General features: G+C 64.2%; 25 protein-coding genes. 11 read left to right on the forward strand and 14 right to left on the reverse strand.

Annotated elements, in window-relative coordinates; all coding sequences use genetic code 11:
• Window positions 1-855: 855 nt before the first annotated feature.
• Both NLM25_RS44155 and NLM25_RS26410 read right to left on the reverse strand, forming a co-directional pair.
• Window positions 856-1,818, reverse strand: coding sequence for a tetratricopeptide repeat protein (locus NLM25_RS44155; protein WP_254138932.1), 963 nt, complete (start codon window positions 1,816-1,818; stop codon window positions 856-858).
• Window positions 1,776-2,411 carry a winged helix-turn-helix domain-containing protein gene (locus NLM25_RS26410; protein ID WP_254138933.1) on the reverse strand — a complete coding sequence of 212 codons (636 nt, stop codon included), beginning with the start codon at window positions 2,409-2,411 and terminating at the stop codon, window positions 1,776-1,778. The genes NLM25_RS44155 and NLM25_RS26410 overlap by 43 nt, the downstream gene beginning before the upstream one ends.
• Before the next feature lie 162 nt (window positions 2,412-2,573).
• On the opposite strand from NLM25_RS26410, the gene NLM25_RS26415 reads away from it, so the two are divergent.
• Window positions 2,574-2,816 carry a DUF1127 domain-containing protein gene (locus NLM25_RS26415; RefSeq protein ID WP_254120283.1) on the forward strand — a complete coding sequence of 81 codons (243 nt, stop codon included), beginning with the start codon at window positions 2,574-2,576 and terminating at the stop codon, window positions 2,814-2,816.
• 337 nt (window positions 2,817-3,153) lie between these two features.
• Complete coding sequence (locus NLM25_RS26420; RefSeq protein WP_254138934.1) at window positions 3,154-3,480, forward strand: BA14K family protein; 327 nt, start codon at window positions 3,154-3,156, stop codon at window positions 3,478-3,480.
• Window positions 3,481-3,722: 242 nt separating this feature from the next.
• On the opposite strand, the gene NLM25_RS26425 is transcribed toward NLM25_RS26420, so the two are convergent.
• Together NLM25_RS26425 and NLM25_RS26430 are read right to left on the reverse strand one after the other, a co-directional pair.
• Window positions 3,723-4,697, reverse strand: a complete 975-nt coding sequence (locus NLM25_RS26425; protein WP_254138935.1) for an ABC transporter substrate-binding protein — start codon at window positions 4,695-4,697, stop codon at window positions 3,723-3,725.
• Between the two features lie 126 nt (window positions 4,698-4,823).
• The gene (locus tag NLM25_RS26430; RefSeq protein WP_254120286.1) at window positions 4,824-6,062 is read right to left on the reverse strand and encodes an MFS transporter; all 1,239 of its coding nucleotides are present in this window, start codon (window positions 6,060-6,062) and stop codon (window positions 4,824-4,826) included.
• A 130-nt stretch (window positions 6,063-6,192) separates the two neighbouring features.
• Between NLM25_RS26430 and NLM25_RS26435 the strand changes: the two genes are divergently transcribed.
• Entirely contained in the window at window positions 6,193-6,801 is a 609-nt protein-coding gene (locus NLM25_RS26435; protein ID WP_254138936.1) for a TetR/AcrR family transcriptional regulator, read from the forward strand.
• 470 nt (window positions 6,802-7,271) lie between these two features.
• On the opposite strand, the gene NLM25_RS26440 is transcribed toward NLM25_RS26435, so the two are convergent.
• On the reverse strand, window positions 7,272-8,645 hold the full coding sequence (locus NLM25_RS26440) for a PleD family two-component system response regulator (protein ID WP_254120288.1): 1,374 nt from the start codon (window positions 8,643-8,645) through the stop codon (window positions 7,272-7,274).
• Between the two features lie 14 nt (window positions 8,646-8,659).
• Window positions 8,660-9,025, reverse strand: coding sequence for a response regulator (locus tag NLM25_RS26445; protein WP_008566616.1), 366 nt, complete (start codon window positions 9,023-9,025; stop codon window positions 8,660-8,662).
• A gap of 229 nt (window positions 9,026-9,254) precedes the next feature.
• Between NLM25_RS26445 and NLM25_RS26450 the strand changes: the two genes are divergently transcribed.
• Together NLM25_RS26450 and NLM25_RS26455 are read left to right on the forward strand one after the other, a co-directional pair.
• Window positions 9,255-9,566 (forward strand): DUF3572 domain-containing protein, encoded by a 312-nt coding sequence (locus NLM25_RS26450; protein ID WP_254120289.1) that lies wholly within the window; start codon window positions 9,255-9,257, stop codon window positions 9,564-9,566.
• Window positions 9,563-10,855, forward strand: coding sequence for a DNA polymerase IV (locus tag NLM25_RS26455; protein ID WP_254138937.1), 1,293 nt, complete (start codon window positions 9,563-9,565; stop codon window positions 10,853-10,855). The genes NLM25_RS26450 and NLM25_RS26455 overlap by 4 nt, the downstream gene beginning before the upstream one ends.
• A 16-nt stretch (window positions 10,856-10,871) precedes the next feature.
• On the opposite strand, the gene NLM25_RS26460 is transcribed toward NLM25_RS26455, so the two are convergent.
• On the reverse strand, window positions 10,872-11,027 hold the full coding sequence (locus NLM25_RS26460) for a hypothetical protein (RefSeq protein WP_254120291.1): 156 nt from the start codon (window positions 11,025-11,027) through the stop codon (window positions 10,872-10,874).
• A 199-nt stretch (window positions 11,028-11,226) separates the two neighbouring features.
• On the opposite strand from NLM25_RS26460, the gene NLM25_RS26465 reads away from it, so the two are divergent.
• A complete protein-coding gene (locus NLM25_RS26465) occupies window positions 11,227-11,634 on the forward strand; it encodes an ACT domain-containing protein (RefSeq protein WP_254138938.1) in 408 nt (135 codons plus the stop codon).
• Between the two features lie 15 nt (window positions 11,635-11,649).
• Here the strand turns inward: NLM25_RS26465 and NLM25_RS26470 are convergent, their stop codons facing one another.
• The gene (locus tag NLM25_RS26470) at window positions 11,650-12,051 is read right to left on the reverse strand and encodes a RidA family protein (RefSeq protein WP_247300752.1); all 402 of its coding nucleotides are present in this window, start codon (window positions 12,049-12,051) and stop codon (window positions 11,650-11,652) included.
• Window positions 12,052-12,125: 74 nt separating this feature from the next.
• On the reverse strand, window positions 12,126-12,971 hold the full coding sequence (locus tag NLM25_RS26475) for a cell envelope integrity EipB family protein (protein WP_254138939.1): 846 nt from the start codon (window positions 12,969-12,971) through the stop codon (window positions 12,126-12,128).
• A 225-nt stretch (window positions 12,972-13,196) separates the two neighbouring features.
• On the opposite strand from NLM25_RS26475, the gene NLM25_RS26480 reads away from it, so the two are divergent.
• The 4 genes from NLM25_RS26480 to NLM25_RS26495 all read left to right on the forward strand — a co-directional run bounded on the left by NLM25_RS26480 (window position 13,197) and on the right by NLM25_RS26495 (window position 16,201).
• On the forward strand, window positions 13,197-13,664 hold the full coding sequence (locus tag NLM25_RS26480) for a RidA family protein (protein ID WP_129272253.1): 468 nt from the start codon (window positions 13,197-13,199) through the stop codon (window positions 13,662-13,664).
• A 5-nt stretch (window positions 13,665-13,669) separates the two neighbouring features.
• Window positions 13,670-14,416, forward strand: a complete 747-nt coding sequence (locus tag NLM25_RS26485; RefSeq protein ID WP_254138940.1) for a glycerophosphodiester phosphodiesterase — start codon at window positions 13,670-13,672, stop codon at window positions 14,414-14,416.
• 64 nt (window positions 14,417-14,480) lie between these two features.
• Window positions 14,481-15,722 (forward strand): GNAT family N-acetyltransferase, encoded by a 1,242-nt coding sequence (locus tag NLM25_RS26490; RefSeq protein WP_254141270.1) that lies wholly within the window; start codon window positions 14,481-14,483, stop codon window positions 15,720-15,722.
• 50 nt (window positions 15,723-15,772) lie between these two features.
• Window positions 15,773-16,201 carry an HIT domain-containing protein gene (locus tag NLM25_RS26495; protein ID WP_254138941.1) on the forward strand — a complete coding sequence of 143 codons (429 nt, stop codon included), beginning with the start codon at window positions 15,773-15,775 and terminating at the stop codon, window positions 16,199-16,201.
• Between the two features lie 111 nt (window positions 16,202-16,312).
• Here NLM25_RS26495 and tsaA read toward each other — a convergent pair whose 3' ends face one another.
• From tsaA to NLM25_RS26515, 4 genes are all read right to left on the reverse strand, one after another.
• Window positions 16,313-16,804 (reverse strand): tRNA (N6-threonylcarbamoyladenosine(37)-N6)-methyltransferase TrmO, encoded by a 492-nt coding sequence (tsaA, locus tag NLM25_RS26500; protein ID WP_254120296.1) that lies wholly within the window; start codon window positions 16,802-16,804, stop codon window positions 16,313-16,315.
• A gap of 31 nt (window positions 16,805-16,835) precedes the next feature.
• Entirely contained in the window at window positions 16,836-17,186 is a 351-nt protein-coding gene (locus NLM25_RS26505; protein WP_254120297.1) for an AzlD domain-containing protein, read from the reverse strand.
• Window positions 17,183-17,923 carry an AzlC family ABC transporter permease gene (locus tag NLM25_RS26510; protein WP_254141271.1) on the reverse strand — a complete coding sequence of 247 codons (741 nt, stop codon included), beginning with the start codon at window positions 17,921-17,923 and terminating at the stop codon, window positions 17,183-17,185. The genes NLM25_RS26505 and NLM25_RS26510 overlap by 4 nt, the downstream gene beginning before the upstream one ends.
• Before the next feature lie 159 nt (window positions 17,924-18,082).
• On the reverse strand, window positions 18,083-19,033 hold the full coding sequence (locus tag NLM25_RS26515; protein WP_254138942.1) for a lytic transglycosylase domain-containing protein: 951 nt from the start codon (window positions 19,031-19,033) through the stop codon (window positions 18,083-18,085).
• Window positions 19,034-19,122: 89 nt separating this feature from the next.
• Between NLM25_RS26515 and NLM25_RS26520 the strand changes: the two genes are divergently transcribed.
• The gene (locus NLM25_RS26520) at window positions 19,123-19,758 is read left to right on the forward strand and encodes an HAD family hydrolase (RefSeq protein ID WP_254138943.1); all 636 of its coding nucleotides are present in this window, start codon (window positions 19,123-19,125) and stop codon (window positions 19,756-19,758) included.
• Here the strand turns inward: NLM25_RS26520 and NLM25_RS26525 are convergent.
• Window positions 19,755-20,795: a phenylacetaldoxime dehydratase family protein gene (locus tag NLM25_RS26525; protein ID WP_254138944.1), complete on the reverse strand. Its 1,041-nt coding sequence runs from the start codon at window positions 20,793-20,795 to the stop codon at window positions 19,755-19,757. The genes NLM25_RS26520 and NLM25_RS26525 overlap by 4 nt on opposite strands.
• Between the last annotated feature and the right edge of the window lie 19 nt (window positions 20,796-20,814).

Below are 20,814 nucleotides of genomic sequence, written 5' to 3' on the forward strand. Positions count from 1 at the left end.
TAGGAAGGACATGGTCATGAGATTGTCATCAAGCCTTGTCGTGCCTTCAACCATCGCTGCCTTGTCGACTGTCTTGCTGTGCGCCCCGGCAGCATCGCAAATCCCAATCGGCTCCGCCGCCACGCTTCCCCCCATCACGGTCGACGCGCCGAAACAGGCGGCAAAGCCACACGTGTCGGAGCGGGGAGCAAGCACAACGGCGCCGCGCCGGACTGCGTCAACAGCTGGAACGTCATCCGCGCGCACGCCTACGTACGCGCCGGGCTCACCAATGGCGAGGATTGCCAGCCTGGAGGCACGCGCCAGTAGCTGCAACGGCGGCTGTGCATCAAGCTTCCGACACGGCAACGAGCCCTGGATTGGATGTAGCGAGTCGGGCGGCCAGTTGGACTATGGACCTTTCTCGCCAACGTGCCGAGACACCATCACCCATTCGTCCTACGAAAATTGCGTCGAGACGAAGGTGTTCCTGGCCGAGAATCGAAACAAGGCCCACTGGATTTGCAGCAGCCTGCAGGCAGGCAACAGGTTCAAGGTCGCCGATCTCAAGCGGTCAGGACGTCGCTAGTCGTACGGCCCGCTGGCTCCCTATCTGAATTTGTCCCTGATGTCGGCCCATGCTTGCCGCAGGCAGCCAAAATATCATTCGTCGGTTGGTGCAAGCACGTCCAATCCCGCGAAGCCGAGATCAAGAAAGATCGCGAGATAGACTGAACTTTTTGACGGGGCCTCACGGCCCCGTTTCTATTTTTTCTCGTGGCCCGGGGCGCGCTGCTGCGCAGAGCCGATCTTGAAGTCGGATGGCTCGATGTCAGCGGTGGGCCAGGACCGGTCATGCCGGCTCGACTTGGAGAGCTACTCGGGCAACCCGGCTTTCCGAAACCCCTCGATCAAGAGCTTCGCCTTTGATTGCCCACCGCGAGCGATGTAGGTGGATATTGTAAAGGAAGGGTCGTGCTCGAGTACCCCCGCCGCGGCCTCGCGCGCCTCCGTGTCGCGTCCGCAATGGGCAAAAGCGGATGCAAGACACCGGTAGGATGCCGAATGAGAGGGGTTCTGACGAACGGCCTTCCTTGCTGCCACGATGGCCTCGTCAAAGCGGCCGAGTTCAATGAATGCCATGGCCATGCCGATGAAGGAGCGGTGCAGGAGCGGATCGACCGGGCTCATGCGCATGGCACGCTCAAAGCTCCTGATCGCTTCTTCCGGCTGCCCCGCTATCCTGTACACCCAGCCTCTGCCATGCCACGCCCAGAATGAATTCGGGTTGAGTGCGACTGCGCGATCCGCCATCTCGATCTCGCTTTCACAATCGCCAACCATGAAGGCCGAGACGGTAGCAGCGTTCGCCAACGCATCGGGATCGCTGTCGTCGATGCTCAGTGCCAGACGAAAAAGTCGGATCGCTTCCCTGCGATCGAAATAGGGATCGGCAGAAAACCCCATGGTCACGTTGAGCGCGTGGCACAGGCTCGCCAAAGCCGCTACGGAGCCGGACCGGGGGTCCAGCTCCAGGGCGTTATGAGCGAGCCTTATCGCTTCAGCGAACCCTTCGCGCGTCGAGGTGTAATATTGCGGCAAAGCCCGGAGGTAGAAATCATAGGCTGTAAGGTTTTCCGGCCGCCGCCGCGTCGCCATCGCAATTTCCGTTTGGAGCAACTTCGGCTCAATGGCCGAAACGACAGCGACTGCGACCTCGTCCTGGAGAGCAAAAACGTCCGTCAGGTCGCGCTCGAACCTGTCGGCCCAGATGTGCGCGCCCGTAACCGCATCAATCAATTGCCCTGCGATGCGAACTTTGCCCGCCGACTTGCGCACAGACCCCTCAAGCACATAGCGCACGCCAAGCTGGCGTCCGACCTCCTTGATATCGACCGCCCTGCCCTTGAAGGTGAAGCTCGAATTCCCGCGCGATGACGAACAGCCATTTGAACCGCGAAAGCGCTGTCGTGATCTCCTCGACCATTCCGTCGGCAAAATATTGCTGCTCTGGATCGCCGCTCATGTTCTCGAACGGCAACACCGCGATCGAGGGCTTGTCGGGAAGCGCCGGTGCGGGCTTCGACGAAACCACGCCCCCGGTTGATTCCGACGTGACGGCGGATTGGTGCACCGCGCCGACGAAACGAAAGCCCTTTTCGCGGCAGCGTCTTGATCAGGCGTTGTTCGTCGCCGCAATCACCGATCGCGCTTCGGGCAGCGTTGAGACGCGTGGTCAGCGCCACATCGGACACGATGCGTCCATTCCAGATGGCGTTCACGAGGTCGTCTTTGCTGACGACCCGCTCCCTGTTCCGGATCAGGTAATCGAGCAGATCGAAAACCTGCGGTGCAGTGGGGACGACGTTCGAGCCGCGATGCAGCTCACGCCGGTCGATGTCGAGAGCGTAGTCCTCGAAGAAATAGCGCATGCTACCCTCCTTGGTTACCTCATTGATCGCCTGACGCGCTCAAGCACCCCCAAAGTTCAAAGAATAAGCCGCGGGTAAGGAAAAAGTAAGCCGGATATCAAGCGCCCCCCTCGATGGACTGGCACTATTTCAGTGGGAGGCAGGCAGCGCGGGAGATGTCAAATGGCTACAACCTACAACGCGTCCACCTCACGACAGACGTTCGCGCCGCTTCGGCTCGGCCTGAGCTTTTTTGGCGACCGCTTCGCTGCCCTGCTCGAATGGTACGGACGCCGAGAGATACGGGGCAGGTTGCTCGCCCTGAGTGACAGGGAGCTTCACGATATCGGTATCTCGCGCGGCGAGATCGACTACGTCGCTTCGAACCCGGACATCGATCCGCGTGGTGGCAGCCTCGCAAAATGACCTCCCCTACGACTGGCAACCGTGGACGGTTGCAATTGGAGATGGCCTACCGCCAGGTCCGCGGTCATGCATCCTCCGCTCGAAGGTCTTTCGGCAGGTAACGATATTGTTCTGGGACGCACGGTGTGGGGCTCGGATGCAGATGAACGAGCCTGCGAATGGCGGCGGTGGACCATTCGTCGCGTTCCGCAAACAAACGACTCTTTCTGCATTTGAACGACGAGAACGCGCCAGGTCGCGCGTATGGGGTCAAGCGAACTTGTCCAGCGCGCGATGTCGATCCACATCCCGACGCACCGGCAGCGAGATGCACCGGCCGTTATGATGGAGATCGACCATGACTGGACTTAAGGTTCTTGCTGCCGTGGCTTTGTTGTCGGGCCTGACCGCAAGCACTGCCTACGCGCAATCTGGCTTTGCAAGCAGCCATCCGGATACGTACGAGGCCGAGAACCCCAATCGCAACCTGAACGGCACGCTGACGCCGGCCGGCCGGCTGGGCCTCGAGTTGCCGGATGGCGCAGCTCCCGCACAAGGAGTGGACAACGCCCTGGCTCGCGCGGATGGCGCAGTCTCACGTGCTTGCTCGGAGCGCTATCGATCCTACGATCCAGCCACGAGCACCTACATCGATCGGGACGGCAGGCGTCATCTTTGCAGGTAACACAACGCCGCAAATCAACCGATCAAGTGGACATCGGATCGAGACGCCGTCGAGATGGCGTCTCGAATTGTCCAGGATACGCTGCGCGTCACGTTAACTGGTGACTCTCCCGATCGTCGTCGCTCTGCTGGAGCGTTGCTGCCCAGAACCGGGACCCCAAAAGCAACACGCACGAGCGGAGACATGAGTGGCTCCATGTCAGCCTTGGGGCCAGGCACGGGCTCATGCACCACCGCGATTATCTAATCGATCACTTCGTCGGCGCGGGCAAGCAGCGACATGGGAATGTCGAGACCGAGCGCCTTGGCGGACTTGAGATTGATATTCAGGGTCACTTCCGTAGTCTGCTGGACGGGAAGCTCTGCCGGACGCGCCCCTTTCAGAATGCGATCAACATAGCCTGCGGCGCGTTGCCATAGTTTGAAAAGGTCGGCCGAGTACGACATCAGTCCTCCTCTCTGAGCCGAGTCGCGGAACGGATAGATCGCCGGCATTCGCCGCTCTGCGGTGAGCACGATCAGCCGGGGAACGAGGGGTATCAGCGATGGATCGTCGGTGACGACCAGGCCATCGAGGCCGCTCTCTCCCAGTGCGGCGAAGCTGTTATCGATGTCCGCGAGCCGCACCGAGAGGGCTGTCAACTCGAGACCGAGCCCGGGTGCCGCTTTTTGCATGAGTTCGAGTTGGTTGGCAGTCGTCGGATTGTCAGGATTCCACAACACGGCGACACGATGAACTTTCGGAGCCGCCTCCTTCAGCAGTTCCAGCCACTTGACGCCGTAATCGCCGGAGAGCTGCGACAACCCGGTGATATTGCCACCTGGCCGGGCAAGGCTTGCCACAAGACCGGCTCTGATGGGATCCCCGCTCATGCAGACGATCGGCACCGTGGATGTTGCACGTTGCGCAGCCTGTGAAATGGGCGTGCCTGGGGTCACGAGAACATCGACGTTGAGCGTGAGGAGTTCAGCGATCAGCGCAGGAACGCGCTCCGGTTTTCCCTCGGCGTAGCGTTCTTCGAGCAGCAGGGTGCGTCCCACGACATATCCCAGGTCCGCAAGTCCCTGTCGGAAGCCGGTCTGGTAGTACACATCCGTCCCGCGAACGCCGCTCCAGACGTAGCCGACCCGGGGCACCGCCGGTTGCTGAGCGTGGGCTGCGAGGCTCAGGGCCATCGCCGCAGCGCCGAGAAGCGTGACCAGAACGCGGCGTTTCATTCAACCACCTCGCGGCGCGCCACCGCTACAATATGCGCGCGCAGCTCGGAATTTTGAAGGGGTCGAGACGGTGGACTTAGTCAGCCGGAGATGATTCCAAAACCGGACCTTAACGACGTGTCCCGCCTACGCCGTCCGCAACACCGGCGCCGGCGGCTGCGACGGCCGGATCAGCGCGAACGCCACCTGCACGATACCCCCGGCAAGTCCGAGCGCGACGCCGATGCGCCAGGCCATGGTGTAGGAGCCGAGCGCGTCGTAGAGCACCCCTCCTCCATACGCACCGAGGAAGCTGCCGATCTGGTGGCTCATGAAGGCGAGGCCCTGGATCATCGCCTGCCAGCGCAGGCCGAACATCTCGGCGACGGCGCCTGCGACCAGCGGGCCGACGCCCATCCAGAGGAAACCCATGATGGCGCCGAACAACAACGTCGAGAACGGCGTCGCCGGCAGCATGAAGTACCAGGCGAGCGCGAGCGAGCGCAGGATGTAGATGCCGCCCAGCAGCGCCAGCTTGTTCCAGCGCTGGCCGGCCCAGCCGAAGAACAGCGAGCCGAGCACGTTGAAGCCGCCGATCATGCCGAGCGTCTGCGCGCTCAGCATCGGATCGAGGCCGCAGATTGCCAGATACGACGGCAGATGCGTGGTGAGGAACACGAGCTGCATGCCGCAGACGAGATAGGCGCAGGTCATCACCACGAAGGGCGCATTGCCGAACGCCGCCTTCGCCACTGACGCCGCCGTGGCATCACCGATGTCGTCGGCAGCAGGCTTGGGCAGCGGCACCTTGTCGATGCGGCCCGCATACCAGGCGGCGGGAATCATCAGCACCGACATGACGACGAAGCCGGCGAGCCCGACGCGCCAGCCAAAGCCCTCATTGAGCATCTGCCCGATCGGCGCCGACAGCAGTGCGCCGAGCGAGCCGGCACCGGAGACGATGCCGAGCACGGTGGAGCGCACCGTTTCCGGGACCGCGCGCGCGGCCACCGACATCGCGATCGCCGCCGCGGTGCAGGCCAGCGACGTGCCGATCAGCACGCCGCCGCCGATCATGATGCTGACGAGCCCGTTCGCACTCGCCATCAGGATCAGGCCCACGATGTACATCAGCGATCCCACGATCATGATCGGCCGAAACCCGTAGCGCACGGTCATCGCGCCGGCGAGCGGCTGGAGAAAGCCCCAGGCGAGGTTCTGCACGGCCAGCGCCAGCGTGAAGTCCGAGATCGAAATGTGGATGTCATGCGTCAGCGGCTGCATGAAGATGCCGAGGCTCTGCCGCAGCCCCATGCTCAGCGTCAGCATGATCGAGGCGCCGATCAGGATGGGCAATGTCGGACGCAGGACCTGCAACAGGGGCATGTTTCTTCTCCCTCGGCGGCGCGGCACGCGTGCCGTCGTCTGCTTTTGCGGTTGATTTTGGTTACACAGACCTGTTTACTTAGGCTATGGAAGGCGCCTGCTGTCAAGCGAAGAGGACGCATCCCGCCGCATGGCTCCCCCGCCCAACCAACAGACGATGAAGGAGCGGATCCTCGAGACCGCCGACAAGCTGTTCTACCTGCAAGGCATTCGCGCCATCGGCGTCGACACCATCGCGGCCGAGGTCGGCATCTCCAAGCGCACGCTCTACAACCACTTCCCCTCCAAGGACGCGCTGATCGCGGCCTATCTGGAGCGCCGCTTCGTGCACGCGCGCCCCTCCGACAAGCCGCCGGCCGAGCAGATTCTCGGCACCTTCGATGCGCTGGAGCGCCGCTTTGCGGCCAAGGATTTTCGCGGCTGCCCGTTCGTGAATGCGGTCGCCGAGCTTGGGCCTGCGGACCGCGCCGTGAAGAAGATCGCAATCGCCTTCAAGGAAAGCCGCCGCCTCTGGTTTCGCGACCGGCTGAACGAGCTCGGCGTTGCCGATGCGGAGGCGCTGGCAACGCAGCTCGTGTTGCTGGTCGACGGCTCCATCGCGCAGGACCTCGTCCGCGACGATCCCGCGATGGCGCGTGCGGCAAAGGAAGCGGCGAAGGTGTTGTTGCGGAATGCGGGGGTGGATGTGGGTGGTGATGCCGTGAAGCCGATGAAGGGACGCAAGCCCGCGCCGTCGTAGTCACTGCCGCCGCATCATGCGCCGTCATCACCGGCGAAGGCGGGTGGTCCAGTATTCCAGAGGCGATTGTAATTGAACCGATAGACCGCGGCGTACTGGATTCCTCGCCTTCGCGGGGAATGACAGCGGAGCTTGGGAAAATTCGGAATTATAGAATAATACTCTTGTTTTGCCCGACGAGTCAAACAGCCCTGCTGCCAGCGCAAGCCGTTTTGCCAACCGCGTAACCCATTGATCCGACTAACGTCGGCTACTGTGCATGGGGTTGTTTTCGCAGCTTTTGTTTTGGTCGGCGAAACTCTCTCCGCTGTCGTCCCTGCGAACGCAGGGACCCATAACCACAGGGAGGAGTTTGGCGAAGACTCGAAATTATCTTCCGGTACAAAGACCGCTCGTCCTCGATGGATCACGCGGTATGGGTCCCTGCGTTCGCAGGGACGACAGCGGAGCGCAATCAGCGTCCCCTCGCCTCACGCCGCCTGCGACACCACGCGATTGCGGCCGTCGTGCTTGGCGCGATAGAGCGCCGTGTCGGCGCGCTTGAGGACGTCGGCGACGGACTCGCCCTTCTGCTCCAGCGTGGTGAGGCCGATCGAGATCGTGACCTCGATGCGCTTGGCCCCCTTGTGCACGGAGAACGGCTCGCCCGCGATCGAGCGGCGCAGCCGCTCGGCGACCATGCCGGCGACGTGAAGGTCGGTCTCCGGCATCACGATGACGAACTCCTCGCCGCCGTAGCGGCAGGCAAGGTCGATGCCGCGGATCGATTTCCGTACGCGCACGGCAAATTCGCGCAGCACGTCGTCGCCGGCGTCGTGGCCGTAATTGTCGTTGATCGACTTGAAGTAGTCGATGTCCAAAATCATCAGCGCCAACGGCTTGCCGCGGGTCGAGGCCTGCTCGGCGAGGGTCGCCAGATGGCTCTCCATGTAGCGGCGATTGTGCAGCCCGGTGAGCGCGTCGGTGATCGCCATCTCGATCGAGTTCTGCACGTTGTCGCGCAGATGGTCGGTGTAGCGGCGGCGGCGGATCTGGGTGCGGGCGCGCGCCAGCAGCTCGGTCTTGTCGATGGGGCGCAGCAGATAGTCGTTGACGCCGATCTCGAGGCCGCGGAGCAGCCGCGTCGAGTTCTCGGGGTCGGCGATCGCCAGGATCGGCACGTGGCGCGTGCGCTCCAGCGAACGCGCCTGGCTGCAGAGCCGCAGGCCGTCGAAATTGTTGAGGTCGAGCGAGACGATCAGCAAATCGTAATTGCCCTCGGCGGCATGGAACAGCGCCTCCGTCGGGTTCGGCTCGACGTCGACGGTGTGCTCGGCGGCGAGGATCGTCGCGAGCCGCTCATAGGAGGACTGGCGGTCGTCGACTAGCAGGATGCGGCCGCCCTTGCCGGTGTCGGCCACGGCGCTGCGCTCGGGCGCCTGCATGCCGATCTCGAGCGAGGTGATGGCGCGCATGCGCAGCTCATCGGTCATCATCTTCAGCCGCGTCAGCGAGCGCACGCGCGCGATCAGCACGACGTCGGAGACGGGCTTTGTCAGGAAATCGTCGGCGCCGGCTTCCAGCCCGCGGTTGCGGTCGGACGGGCTGTCGAGCGCGGTGACCATCACGACGGGAATGTGGTGCGTGGCCGGATCGGTCTTGAGGCGGCGGCAAACTTCGAAGCCGTCCATGTCGGGCATCATGACGTCGAGCAGGATGATGTCGCATTCGGCGCGGGCGCAGATCGCCAGCGCCTCGGTGCCGTTCGAGGCGGTCATCACGTCGAAATATTCGGCTGACAGGCGGGCTTCGAGGAGTTTGACGTTGGCAGGAACGTCATCGACAACCAGGATACGCGCGGACACTGTGAACTCACTTCCTATCCGATAAAACGCCGGACCGTCTCAATGAATTTGCCGACCGAGATCGGCTTGGACAAATAGGCTTCGCAGCCGCCCTCGCGGATGCGCTCTTCGTCGCCCTTCATCGCGAACGCCGTGACCGCGACGACGGGAATGGCACGCAGCTCCGGATCGTCCTTGATCCAGCGCGTGACCTCGAGGCCCGAGACCTGCGGCAATTGGATATCCATCAGCACGAGGTCGGGCCGCATCTTGCGAACGAGGTCGAGCGCCTCATATCCGTTGCTGGTGCCGGAGGTCTGGTAGCCGTGCGCCTCCAACAGGTCGCGGAAGAGCTTCATGTTGAGCTCGTTGTCTTCCACGATCAGGACGGTCTTAGCCATCCCGCCCTCCTGTTTGGTCCTGAAGACCGATGCATGTGACGCCTCAGGCGCCGCTCGCCGGCGCTTCGAAAACTGGATTCAAACTAGCCTCAGATTCGCTTGAGTTTCGTTAAACCCGAGGGTCGACTTTCTGCGATGTGGTTTCCAGTTGCTTGTCGGCGGTCTTGAGACTCGGGCATGATGACTTCAAAGTAGACACCGAAAGTTAACGGAAAGGCAAATCGGACCCTTGAAAAAGCCTGTTCACAACCCTCGCGAAGTCGCTGAAATCGTTGCGATTCAGGCGCTGTCCTTCGTTGCCGGCGATCCCGAGCGGCTGGGCCTGTTTCTGGCTGAGACGGGGGTCGGTCCGGAGACCCTGCGCAATGCCGCCTCCGACCCGAATTTCCTCCTCAGCGTGCTCGACTTCGTGATGCGCGATGACGCCACCGTGAAGGCCTTTGCCAGCACGGTGGAACTGCATCCGACCAACGTTGCCGCGGCGCGGCAGGTCCTGGGCGACGCGCTCGGTGACCCCTCCTGGGAGCGCGACGTGCCGTGAGCACCCTGGAGGCGGCCGGGCCCCGCTGCTTCTGCCGGGATTGTTCGGCCGACCTGGATATGGGCGTGCGGCGCTGCTCCGCCTGCGGCTCCCCTCGCCTCATCCGCCACCGCACGCTGGCGAGCCTGACCATCGCCCACATCGACTGCGACGCCTTCTATGCGACGGTCGAGAAGCGCGACAATCCCGATATCGCCGACAAGCCCGTCATCATCGGCGGGGGCAAGCGCGGCGTAGTGTCGGCCGCCTGCTACATCGCGCGCACCTATGGCGTGCGCTCGGCCATGCCGATGTTCAAGGCGCTGGAGGCGTGCCCCCATGCAACCGTGATCCCGCCGGACATGGCGAAGTACGTCCGCGTCGGCCGCGAGGTGCGGCAGGCCATGCAGGCGCTGACGCCGCTGGTCGAGCCGCTCTCGATCGACGAGGCCTTTCTCGATCTCTCCGGCACCGAGCGGGTTCACGGCATGATCCCGGCCAAAGTGCTCGCGCGGTTCGCGCGCAACATCGAGCGTGACATCGGCATCTCAGTCTCGGTCGGCCTGTCCTGCAACAAGTTCCTGGCCAAGATCGCCTCCGACCTCGACAAGCCGCGCGGCTTCGCCGCGCTCGACCAGGAGGAAGCGCGCTCGATGCTGGCGGACAAGCCGGTCGGCTTCATCTTCGGCGTCGGCCCGGCCACCCAGGAGCGCCTCGTGCAACGCGGCTTCCGGATCATCGCCGACCTGCAAAAGGCCGACGAGATCGAGATGATGCGGCAGTTTCCGAGCGACGGCCGCAGGCTGTGGCGACTCGCCCGCGGCATCGACGACCGCCGCGTCGAGCCCGACCGCGGCGCCAAGACGATTTCCAGCGAAACCACGTTCGAGACCGATATCCGCGATTTCGCGACGCTGGAGAAGATTTTGTGGCGGCTGTGCGAGAAGACGTCATCGCGGCTGAAGAGCAGCGAGCTGGCCGGCTCGACCGTCACGCTGAAGCTGAAGACCGCCGATTTCCGGCAGCGTACCCGCTCGCAGTCGATCGCGGCCCCGACGCAGCTCGCCGCAAAGATCTTCTCGATCTGCCGCGAGATGCTCGCCAGGGAGATCGACGGCACCGCCTTCCGCCTGATGGGCGCCGGCGTCAGCGCGCTGCGTGACGGCTCGCCCGCCGACGACACCGACATGCTCGACCGCCGTGCCGCCCACGCCGAGCGCGCGGTGGACAGTCTGCGCAAGAAGTTCGGCAAGTCTGCCGTCATTCGCGGCATCGCATATGAGGGACCGGAAACGGGACAGCAGGAGTGATCGAATCCCGCTCGACTCAGTCGCGTTCGAAGATCCGTGCCCCCGGATAGACGCGCCGGGCATACTGGACGACCAACTGCCGATCCTGAGTTTCCAGGAACGGCGTTCGGATCTGGCAAGACCCGACGATGAGGTGCCACAAGCCGTTGAGCTTTCGAATCATGACGTTCATTTGAGTTTCCTCGCAGTGACCCGAGTCGACTCAAATTGTAAGAATCTCCCGCTGTCGCTCAATTGTACCAGCGTAAGATCGGCGTATGAGAAGGATTAGAGGAGATATACAATGGTATGTTGGCCGTGCCCCCAACGACCTCTGGGGCCGATAGCTTCGCAAGGACTCAAACGATCCCGCCCGCCCAGGGTTTGGCACCGTGACAGGCGAACACGATCTCGACGCGCTGCTGAGAACCATGAAGCCGGAGCTGCTGGACGGCACCTTCGTGTTTTGCACGCTTGCGCCGAGCGCGACGATTCCCGCCACCTTCAGCCCGGTGCTGACGTTCCGCGAACGCGAGGGAACAACGCTGGTAATCTTGCGCGAGCAGGCCGAAGCGGCGGGACTACATTACGCTTTTCCTGCGCGCCTGATCACCTTGACGGTTCACTCCGCGCTCGATGCGGTGGGCTTTCTGGCGGCAATCACGGCGCGTCTGGCGGAAGCCGGCATCAGCGTGAACGCCGTGTCGGCCTTCCATCACGATCATCTCTTCGTGCCGGCTGACAAGGCCGATGCGGCGATGGCCGTTCTGCAAGAGATGTCGAACGCGAAGCACGCGTAGCCCGGGATCAAGACCTCAATCCGCGACCGCCACCGCCTCGATCTCGATCAACCATTCCGGCGCGGCGAGCGCGGAGACGCCGACGAGCGTGGAGGCCGGCGGCTCCATGCCTTCGAAGAAGGCCGAGCGGGCCTTGCCGATGATCGGGCGCAGCTCCGGCTTGTAGTTCACGACGAAGGTCGTGATCTTCACGATGTTGGCGTAGCTCGCGCCGGCCGCCTTCAGCGCGTGCCCGAGATTCTGCATCACCTGCGTCGTCTGCGCGGCAATATCGCCCTCGCCGACGATCCGCCCCTCCTCGTCCACCGACACCTGGCCGGAGATGTAGATGGTACGCGCGCCGGAAGCGGTCACGACGTGGGAATAGGCCGGATTGTGATGCAGGCCGCTAGGGCGGAGATGGTCGAGCTTGGGCATGGTGCTTGCCTCCCGGAGGTTTGTGGTTGGGAGGGAGCGTAGCGGGAGACGGTCTTGAGGGCTAGCCTCGCCCCTCAATTGCAGGGCTTGCTGTCCTTCGCGTCGAACTTGCCTATCGCGCCGGAGATCACGAAATCGTTGTAATCGAGCACGAGCTGGCGCGAGACGCCGTTCTCGTAGAGCTCGAACGACATCGCATAGACCGGCGTCTGCTCGCCTTCCTTCTGCTGGGCCTCGCGATCGAAATAGCTGACGGTGACCGGCCAGCGCTTGAGCGACTTCATGTGCTCGTCCGTGGTCGACGGGTCGGACGCGGTGGCCCGCTCGGCGGGGATCGGCTGCCCGATCACGGTCAGCGTGTTGTAGACCTTCTGGCCGTCGTCGGAGCCGTCATAGACGGAGAGCTCGAGCAGCGACTTGCCATCCCTGGCGGCGGCGATGATGCGCTGGATCTGCTCGGTCGGGAACACGATCTTTCCGTCGAGGGTGAAGCTCTTCGGCGCCGGCAGCTTCAGCTTGACGTTGATGTGGTCGCCGTCTCGCTCGGCCGAGCCGTCGACCCGGCCGGCGTCGGTCTCGTTCATCCGCGTCTCAATCTTGAACCGGTAGCTCTTGCCGGCGGCGTCCTCCCAGGAGTTGGAGCGGAGATCGCTCAGCGTGACCTTGCCCTCGCCACTGTCGAGCTCGGAGACCTGGCGGAATTCGGAGGTGTAGCCCTCGCACGAGCTTCCGGTGAAATTGTAGAGGATGCGGCCGCGCGCGTTGTTGACCGAATTGGAGCGCGATTTGACGAGGCTCAAATCATAGAGCGCCTGATGCGCGAGGAACGGGCCGCTGGCGGCCTGCGCCCCTGCGCCGGGACCGAAAGCAGCCGCTGCGAGCGCCATTACACCGAGCGAAGTCCGGAAAAGGTGCACCATGTCTCATCCCTGAAAGCGCAGATTCGACAGTTTAGTGACCGTTCCATTGCGTCGCAACTGAGGCCGTTTCACGTAAAGTTGCGCCTCTCCCGCTGAACCTGCTGCCCTGCCTCAACAAAATGCAGTCCCCGCCAGTTGCTTGCATGTGGCGGCACGATGGGCGAAACAGGGCGCGCCCGGCCTTCCATGCCCGGGCCGATGATTTTTTGGACAATGAGGTCGAACATGGCGGGCACGGTCGAGCAGAAACTGGCGGAACAGGGCATCAAGCTGCACGAGGCTCCCACCCCGGTGGCCAACTACGTGCCGTTCGTGCGCACCGGTAATTTGCTGTTCGTCTCCGGCCAGGTCTGCTTCGCCCCTGACGGCAAGCTGATCGCCAAGGGCAAGCTGGGCGCCGGCGTCTCCATCGAGGACGGCGCCGCGGCGGCGCGCGGCTGCGCGGTCAATTTGCTGGCCCAGGTCAAGGCGGCGCTCGGCGATCTCGACAAGGTCGTGCGCGTGGTGCGCCTCGGCGGCTTCATCAACTCGGCGCCCGACTTCCTGGACGGGCCGAAGGTCCTCAACGGCGCCTCCGACCTGATGGTTGCCGCCTTCGGTGACAAGGGCCGCCATGCCCGCACCACCGTCGGCGTCGCCTCGCTGCCCGCGGATGCGGCGGTCGAGGTCGAAGGTGTGTTCGAGGTCGCCTGACGCGAATGCGCGCCCCTGATTGGCTGACAGCCCGGCCGGTCGCCCATCGCGGCCTGCACGACATTTCCCGCGGCATCGTCGAGAACATGCCGGGCGCGGTGCAGGCTGCGGTCGCGGGCAATTTCGCGATCGAGGTCGACATCCAGCTCTCCGCCGACGGCGAGGCGATGATTCATCACGACCACGCGCTCGGCCGCCTCACCGAGGCCACCGGCGAGGTGGTCTCGAAGACGGCCGCAGAGCTGAGAGCCGTCAAGTTCAAGGACACCGCCGAGCGGATGATGTCGCTCGGCGATCTCTGCGCCATGGTCGCCGGCCGCGTGCCGCTGGTGATCGAGGTGAAGAGCCATTTTGGCGGCGACCGCAAGCTGGTGAAGCGGATGGCCGAGGTGCTGTCGTCCTATCAGGGCCCGGCTGTCGGCATGTCCTTCGATCCCGATCAGGTGCTGGCGCTGAGCGAGCTGCTGCCCAACCGTCCGCGCGGCATCGTTGCGCAGCGGACCTATGAGGACGAGTACTGGGCGAAGCTGACGCAGGCGCAACGCGACAGCATGCTGTACCTGCGCCACGGCTTCCAGACCCAGCCGCATTTCATCGCCTTCAAGGTCGACCACCTGCCGGCCCCCGCCCCCTGGATCGCCCGCAATGTGTTCGGCTGCGCCCTGCTCGGCTGGACCGTGCGCACCCCGGAGCAGCGCATGCGGGTCGGGCAATATGCGGATCAAATGATCTTTGAGGGGTTCGTGCCGTAGGGGCACGAGGGGGTATAGTTCCCGCCTCTTGAAGTCGCTGCTGCAATGCACGATCTTGGGCATGATGGCATCATCTGAAATCACGCTCGAGGCGGTCCCCTCCATTGGCGAGGTGCCCGCAGAGGATTGGGACGCCTGCGCCAATCCCGACAAGGCCTGCAACGGGCATGGCGCTGGAACCTCATCCGCCCTTCCAGGCAATTCCCTCGCCCTGTCAAAGCCCGCTTATAACCCGTTCGTCTCCCACGCATTTCTCTCCGCCGTTGAGAAATCGGGTTCGGCAACGATCCGCACCGGCTGGGGCCCGCGCCATCTCGTGGCCAAGATCGATGGCCGCGTCGCCGGTGTCGTGCCCTGCTATCTGAAATCGCACAGCCAAGGCGAATACGTCTTCGACCGCGGCTGGGCCGACGCCTATGAGCGTGCCGGCGGGCGATACTATCCGAAACTGCAGGTCTCGGTTCCCTTCACCCCCGCGACGGGCCCGCGGCTGCTGGTCCGCGACGGCGTCGATCGCGAGCGCATCACGGAGGCACTGGCGAGCGGGCTGGTGGCATTGTGCGGCGTCAGCAAGGCCTCCTCGGTGCACGTCACCTTCGCGCGCGAGACGGAGTGGAAACTGCTCGCCCAGCACGGCTTCCTCCAGCGCACCGATCAACAGTTCCACTGGCGCAACGAGGGTTTTGCCACCTTCGACGATTTCCTGGCGACTCTGAATTCGCGCCACCGCAAGTCGATCAAGCGCGAGCGCCGCGATGCGCTCGCTGCCGGCGTCAGCATCCACTGGCTCACGGGTAAAGACATCACCGAGGATGCCTGGGACGCCTTCTTCGACTTCTACATGGAGACCGGCTCGCGCAAATGGGGCCGTCCCTACCTCACGCGCGAATTCTTCTCGCTGATCGGCGAGACCATGAGCCGGGACGTGCTGCTGGTGATGGCCCGCCGCAACGGCCGCTGGATCGCGGGCGCCATCAACTTCATCGGCTCGGATACGCTGTTCGGCCGCAACTGGGGCGCGGTCGAGCATCATCCGTTCCTGCATTTCGAGGTCTGCTACTATCAGGCGATCGATTTCGCGATCAAACACGGCCTCGACAATGTGGAGGCCGGCGCGCAGGGCGAGCACAAGATCGCGCGCGGTTACCTGCCGCGGACGACCCATTCCGCCCACTTCATCGCCGATCCCGGGCTGCGCCGCGCCATCGACGATTACCTCAAGCGCGAGCGCGCCTATGTCGCGGAAGCCGGCCGCGAGCTCGCCGAGCTCGGCCCATTCCGCAAAGGCATCGACGAGGCGCCTTGACGGTTCGCTGTGGCTGGTGACAGTAAGCGCAAAATTTTCGAGGAGCCGCCATGACCGCCTACGACACCAACAACATCTTCGCAAAAATCCTGCGCGGCGAGCTGCCCTGCCACAAGGTCTATGAGGACGAGCACGTGTTCGCCTTCCTCGACATCATGCCGCGCGTGCCCGGCCACACGCTGGTGATTCCGAAGGCCCCTGCCCGCAACATCCTCGACGTCAAGCCTGATGACTATGCCCACGTCGCCCGCGGCGCACACAAGATCGCGGCGGCTGCGATGAAGGCGTTCAAGGCCGATGGCATCACCGTGCAGCAGTTCAACGAGCCCGCCGGCGGACAGGTGGTGTTTCATCTCCACATGCACGTGATGCCGCGCCACGACGGCGTGGCGATGCTGCCGCCCGCGAGCCGCAAGGAAGACGTCAAGGTGCTGGAAGAGAACGCGACCAAGCTGATCGCGGCGCTGAAGGCGAGCTAATCACCACATACTCCGTCATTGCGAGCGGAGCGAAGCAATCCGGACTGTTTCCGCGGGAACAGTCTGGGTTGCTTCGTCGCAAGAGCTCCGCGCAATGACGGAGGAGAGACCTCACTCCGTCTGGAAATCCCCTGGCTGCGGCGCGGCCAGCGGGGTGAATTCGCAGCGGTCCGGCTTGATGTCGATCAGCGGCGTGTTGTCGATGCAGTCGAGCCCGCGCACGAGAATGGCATTGCCCTCGATACCGACCAGCTTGACAATCGAGGTGCCGATCGGATTGGGCCGGACCGGCGAGCGCAGTGAAAACGTGCCGCGGGTCTTCTCGTTGTTCTTCGGGCTTTGCAGGATGATGTCGCGGCGCGACTTGTCGAGCCAGTAGAGCACTTCGAGATTGCTGTAGAAATCGACACCCTTGATGGCCGGCACGAACGGCTCGAAGATCTCGAGCCGGCATATCGGGCCGTCCTGACGCCCCTGTCGCGGCGTCTCCATCCGCGACGTCCAGGGCGTGCGGATGCGGCCGATGAAGACGAGGCCGGCATCTTCCGCGGGCGGCAGCTCGATGGCGATCTCGCCCTCGCGGAGCTCGTTTTCGCGAACCATATTTCCAGTTCCTTGCTGTTCGCCGGCGGTTTTAGCCCAACCACCACGTCCCGGCCAGCATGAAGACTTCGCCTGCTACCACGCCTGCGAAGATCGAGCGGCGGGTCAGCAGGAAGACGACGAGGCCGGCGCCGACCGCGCCGTAGCGCAAGGCGTCAGGCACGCTGGCCAGCGCTCCCGGCGGCTCGACCACGATCTGGGCGATGACACCGGCCAGGATGGCGGTGGCGACCGCCCTCACCCAGACCAGCAGCTCGGAGCCCTCGTCGATGCCGCCGCCGAACCACAGGCCCAGCATGCGCCAAATCTGGTTGGGAATAACGCCGGCGACGAACAGCACGACGAGCGCATGCCAGTCGCCGATCAGCTGCGCAAAGCTCATGCGCGCACCTCGCGCCACCAATGCACGCCATAGGCGATCGTGCCGGCCGCGAGGCCGCTGACGAGGATGTCCAGGCCGGAATTCATCTTCGCCGCCAGCGGATAGAGCAGAACCCCGAGCGCCAGCGCGACGACGTCGGCGACCTCGCGGCTGTTGCGCGCGGTCGAGAACAGGAACGACAGCGGGGTCAGCAGCAGGATCGCCGCTCCAAGCGTCTGCGTCAGGTTCGCTGCGAGAAAATAGCCGACCGTGTTGGCGGTGAGACACACGGAGACCAGACCGAAGCCAAGTCCGTTGACGAAGGCGATCCGCCGTTCGCGCGGGACTTGCGGCAGGAAGCGATGGCACTCGACCCACAGCGTCACGGCGGTGAGATGTGCGGCGAAGAACAGCTCGCGCCGCCTGGTCGTCGGCGTGCGCATCAGCGGCAGCACCGACACCACCATCGGGAACAGGCGGATGGCACTGACCGTCACCGCGATCGCCGACTGGATGATGGTGGCGCCCGAGCCGAGCGTGGTGATCAGGATGATCTGCGCCGGGCCCGCCCAGACGAACAGTGTCGAGCAGAGCGCCCAGAGCAGGCTGAAATGAGTATCATGGGCCAGCGCGCCGATGCCGAGATAGGTCGCGAACAGCACGAGAGTGAGGATCGTCTGCGTGATCGAGCGCAGCCCCCACGCAAAGGCGCGCCAGGGACTTTGCCATTGAGGTGAATCGAGCGGAGGAAGCGCCACGGGAGCTTTGGCCGAGGTGAGGAATCGTGCCTGCATAACGGGCAATGCGATGGCTGGCGTCAAGGAAGCGCGCGGCGGGGCTGGCATGCGTCGCGCCGACACCCACCGCCGTCGTTCGGGGGCGCGACGACGTCGCGGGCCCGGAATGGCGAAGGCGTCCTACCCGCTCACACCGCGGTTCTTCAGTACGAAGCACGCACCGCCAGCCTTCCGGATGCGATTGCAGAGATCGTCCGCCTCGGGGCGGGTGTCGGCGCCGATGCGCACCTGGTAGAACGCGCGCGTACCGCGGCTGCGCATCACCGAGCTCAGCAGGCTTGGATCGCGCTCGCCGATCACCGTGCTCAACCGCGTGACAGCGCGGGAATACATCGCCAGCGCCCTGTTGCGATCGAAGCCGGCGGCAAGCTGCACGCCCCAGATCTTTGCAGCCGCCAGCTCCACATGCTGTTCGAGCTCGGCGACAAAGGCGTTCGGCGCGCGCTTGAGAAGCGCCATCAGATCGCGGCAGCTGGTCGGCGGCGAGCTCCGCGGCCCCTTGCCGGTGCTGCCTGCCTTGGCCCAGGCATCGACGCTGGTGCCGGTAATGGCGAAAACATAGTTGCGCGTCTGCTCCGGCATGCCGCCGGTGCCGGCCAGCCATTCCTGTACCCGCCGCGGCCCGGCATTATAGGCCGCGGCAGCAAGTCCGAGATTGCCGAACTGGTTGCGCAGTTCGTTCAGAAACTCCGCCGACTTCGGCAGCGCCTGCACCGGATTGAAGGGATTGAGCAGCCCGCGCTCGCTCGCGGTGCCCGGCATGAACTGCGCGATCCCCTGCGCATGTTCGCCGCTGCGCGTCATCGGGCCTACCGCGTCGGCCTGGAAACGGCTCTCCTGCCAGATCACGCGCGCGAAGAACTCCAGCGGCAAGTTATTGTCACGCGCGGCGGCCTCGATGATCAGGCAGATCGACTCCCGCGTGTCGCTCTCGCGCGCTTCGGGCTTCTCCGCTGGATGCGCGAGCTCCTCGACGCTCGGGTGCACGAACCGGTTCGGCGCCTCCTGGGCACGCGCCGGCCACACCGCGAGGGCGAGGCACAGCACAGCAATGACCCGGGCTATCCGCATGGCGTCCACAATACCGGTCAAATCGGACCTTGACTTGAGGGCCCAGCCAACTAGCAACGGGCGACGATATCAACGCCGGTCCCGCCCTGATGGTTACAATCTATTTTAATCTCGACGGCACGCTGACCAACCCGAAGCCCGGGATCACCCGCTCGATCCAGTACGCGCTGGAGCGGCTGAACGTCGCGGTGCCGAGCGAGGACGATCTCGTCTGGTGCATCGGCCCGCCGCTGCATGCGAGCCTCGAAAAGCTCACCGGCAGCCCGGAACTCGCCGACCGCGCGCTGCTGCTCTATCGCGAGCGCTTCAGCGATGTCGGCCTGTTCGAGAACGAAGCCTATCACGGGATCAAGGATACGTTGACCGCGATCGCAGCGACGCATCAGCGCATGTTCGTCGCGACCAGCAAGCCCGCGGTCTATGCCAACCGGATCATCGATCATTTCGGCCTGCGGCCCTATTTCGAGCGCGTGTTCGGCTCCGAGCTCGACGGCACGCGCGTCGACAAGCGCGACCTGTTGCGTTACGCGCTCGACGAGGCGAAGGTCGATCCCGGCAGCGCGATCATGATCGGCGACCGCAGCCACGACGTGATCGGCGCCCGCACCAACGGCATGACCGCGATCGGCGTGCTCTATGGCTATGGCAGCGAGGCCGAACTGCGGGACGCCGGCGCGCATCACATCTGCGCCGCGCATCCCGAGCTGCTCGGACATTGCGCCTAAGCGCTGACGGTCTCGACCGCCGTCAGCATGCCCGTTTTCGGATGGCAGTTCAGATATTCGAAGAACTGCTCGTCCGCAGCGGCCACCGTGACCTCATGATAAAGCCGCAGCTTGGCTGACGGGCCGAGCGTCGAGAGATATCTCATCGCCGCGCCGAAGATTTTGACGTGGGTCGGATGGGACTCCGCCCAGCGCTCCAGCGCGGCAAGGCTCTTCCACCAGCTCTGGCCGTAAGATTTTTCGTTCACGCTGCCGTCGGCGGAGAGCACCTGCATGTAACGGTTGGCGTAGCAGCCAATGGCAAGGCCATCGTCGCGCAGAAAGTCCATGCCCTCGCGCAGCACCGGTTCGACGTCGTCGAGATAGAGCTTTCGCTCCGACGCCTCGGTATCGCTCCAGTCCTGCCCGGAGCGGATCAGGCAGAGATTGTCGTGCGCCTTCACGCGCAGCCGCGCGCCGTCGCGGATCAGCTCGGGTTGGCCGCCCGGCGTCATCGGATCGGTCTGCGACAGCGGAATGCGGTCACGCATGCCGCCCCAATAAGCGTGCTCCTGCACCTCACCGCTCATTCCATCGGCAATTGCGGCGACGCCCTCGGGTCGGTCGAGCGAAGAGAACAGCGTCTCGTGCCGCGCGACCGCAGGACGCAGCACCTCGATGAAGGTGCCGATACCCTCGCGCGGTTTGTCAGTCCATGCAGCGCGCGCCTGTGCGAACCAGGTGTCGAAGCGCGCGACGTCGTCCCAATAGGCCACCGAGACGACGTTCTCGTAGCCGGCCTGGTCGGCGTAACGGGCGCGGTCCCAATGCGAGGGCCCGCCCTCGGCGGCAAACCGCGCCGCGATCTCAGCGAGCGCCGCCGTCGCAGCCGCTGGCGCCGCGCCGCGATACTGCACACCGAAATAGGCCATCACGACGCGGCTCACGGCCGGCTTGTAGCGCGCCACGAAGGACGGATATGGCGGCTGGTAGTCATCAGGCACGCGCTTGTGGCGCGTACGCGGAGTTTCGAGATGCAGAGGAATTGCGGATTCCATGATCAGGCCCTCCCCTCGA

It is taken from the genome of Bradyrhizobium sp. CCGB01, from assembly GCF_024199795.1.
In the GTDB taxonomy this organism is placed as follows: domain Bacteria; phylum Pseudomonadota; class Alphaproteobacteria; order Rhizobiales; family Xanthobacteraceae; genus Bradyrhizobium.

Excerpts from the sequence above, each read along its gene's own strand:
- NLM25_RS26415 (WP_254120283.1), top strand. The coding sequence starts at position 2,574 with ATGGCTACAACCTACAACGCGTCCACCTCACGACAGACGTTCGCGCCG.
- NLM25_RS26425 (WP_254138935.1), bottom strand. The coding sequence starts at position 4,697 with ATGAAACGCCGCGTTCTGGTCACGCTTCTCGGCGCTGCGGCGATGGCC.
- tsaA (WP_254120296.1), bottom strand. The coding sequence starts at position 16,804 with ATGGTTCGCGAAAACGAGCTCCGCGAGGGCGAGATCGCCATCGAGCTG.
- NLM25_RS26480 (WP_129272253.1), top strand. The coding sequence starts at position 13,197 with ATGGCGGGCACGGTCGAGCAGAAACTGGCGGAACAGGGCATCAAGCTG.
- NLM25_RS26430 (WP_254120286.1), bottom strand. The coding sequence starts at position 6,062 with ATGCCCCTGTTGCAGGTCCTGCGTCCGACATTGCCCATCCTGATCGGC.
- NLM25_RS26460 (WP_254120291.1), bottom strand. The coding sequence starts at position 11,027 with ATGAACGTCATGATTCGAAAGCTCAACGGCTTGTGGCACCTCATCGTC.
- NLM25_RS26520 (WP_254138943.1), top strand. The coding sequence starts at position 19,123 with ATGGTTACAATCTATTTTAATCTCGACGGCACGCTGACCAACCCGAAG.
- NLM25_RS26495 (WP_254138941.1), top strand. The coding sequence starts at position 15,773 with ATGACCGCCTACGACACCAACAACATCTTCGCAAAAATCCTGCGCGGC.
- NLM25_RS26435 (WP_254138936.1), top strand. The coding sequence starts at position 6,193 with ATGGCTCCCCCGCCCAACCAACAGACGATGAAGGAGCGGATCCTCGAG.
- NLM25_RS26410 (WP_254138933.1), bottom strand. The coding sequence starts at position 2,411 with ATGCGCTATTTCTTCGAGGACTACGCTCTCGACATCGACCGGCGTGAG.
- NLM25_RS26490 (WP_254141270.1), top strand. The coding sequence starts at position 14,481 with ATGGCATCATCTGAAATCACGCTCGAGGCGGTCCCCTCCATTGGCGAG.
- NLM25_RS26485 (WP_254138940.1), top strand. The coding sequence starts at position 13,670 with ATGCGCGCCCCTGATTGGCTGACAGCCCGGCCGGTCGCCCATCGCGGC.
- NLM25_RS26420 (WP_254138934.1), top strand. The coding sequence starts at position 3,154 with ATGACTGGACTTAAGGTTCTTGCTGCCGTGGCTTTGTTGTCGGGCCTG.
- NLM25_RS26505 (WP_254120297.1), bottom strand. The coding sequence starts at position 17,186 with ATGAGCTTTGCGCAGCTGATCGGCGACTGGCATGCGCTCGTCGTGCTG.
- NLM25_RS26525 (WP_254138944.1), bottom strand. The coding sequence starts at position 20,795 with ATGGAATCCGCAATTCCTCTGCATCTCGAAACTCCGCGTACGCGCCAC.
- NLM25_RS26470 (WP_247300752.1), bottom strand. The coding sequence starts at position 12,051 with ATGCCCAAGCTCGACCATCTCCGCCCTAGCGGCCTGCATCACAATCCG.
- NLM25_RS26445 (WP_008566616.1), bottom strand. The coding sequence starts at position 9,025 with ATGGCTAAGACCGTCCTGATCGTGGAAGACAACGAGCTCAACATGAAG.
- NLM25_RS26475 (WP_254138939.1), bottom strand. The coding sequence starts at position 12,971 with ATGGTGCACCTTTTCCGGACTTCGCTCGGTGTAATGGCGCTCGCAGCG.
- NLM25_RS26515 (WP_254138942.1), bottom strand. The coding sequence starts at position 19,033 with ATGCGGATAGCCCGGGTCATTGCTGTGCTGTGCCTCGCCCTCGCGGTG.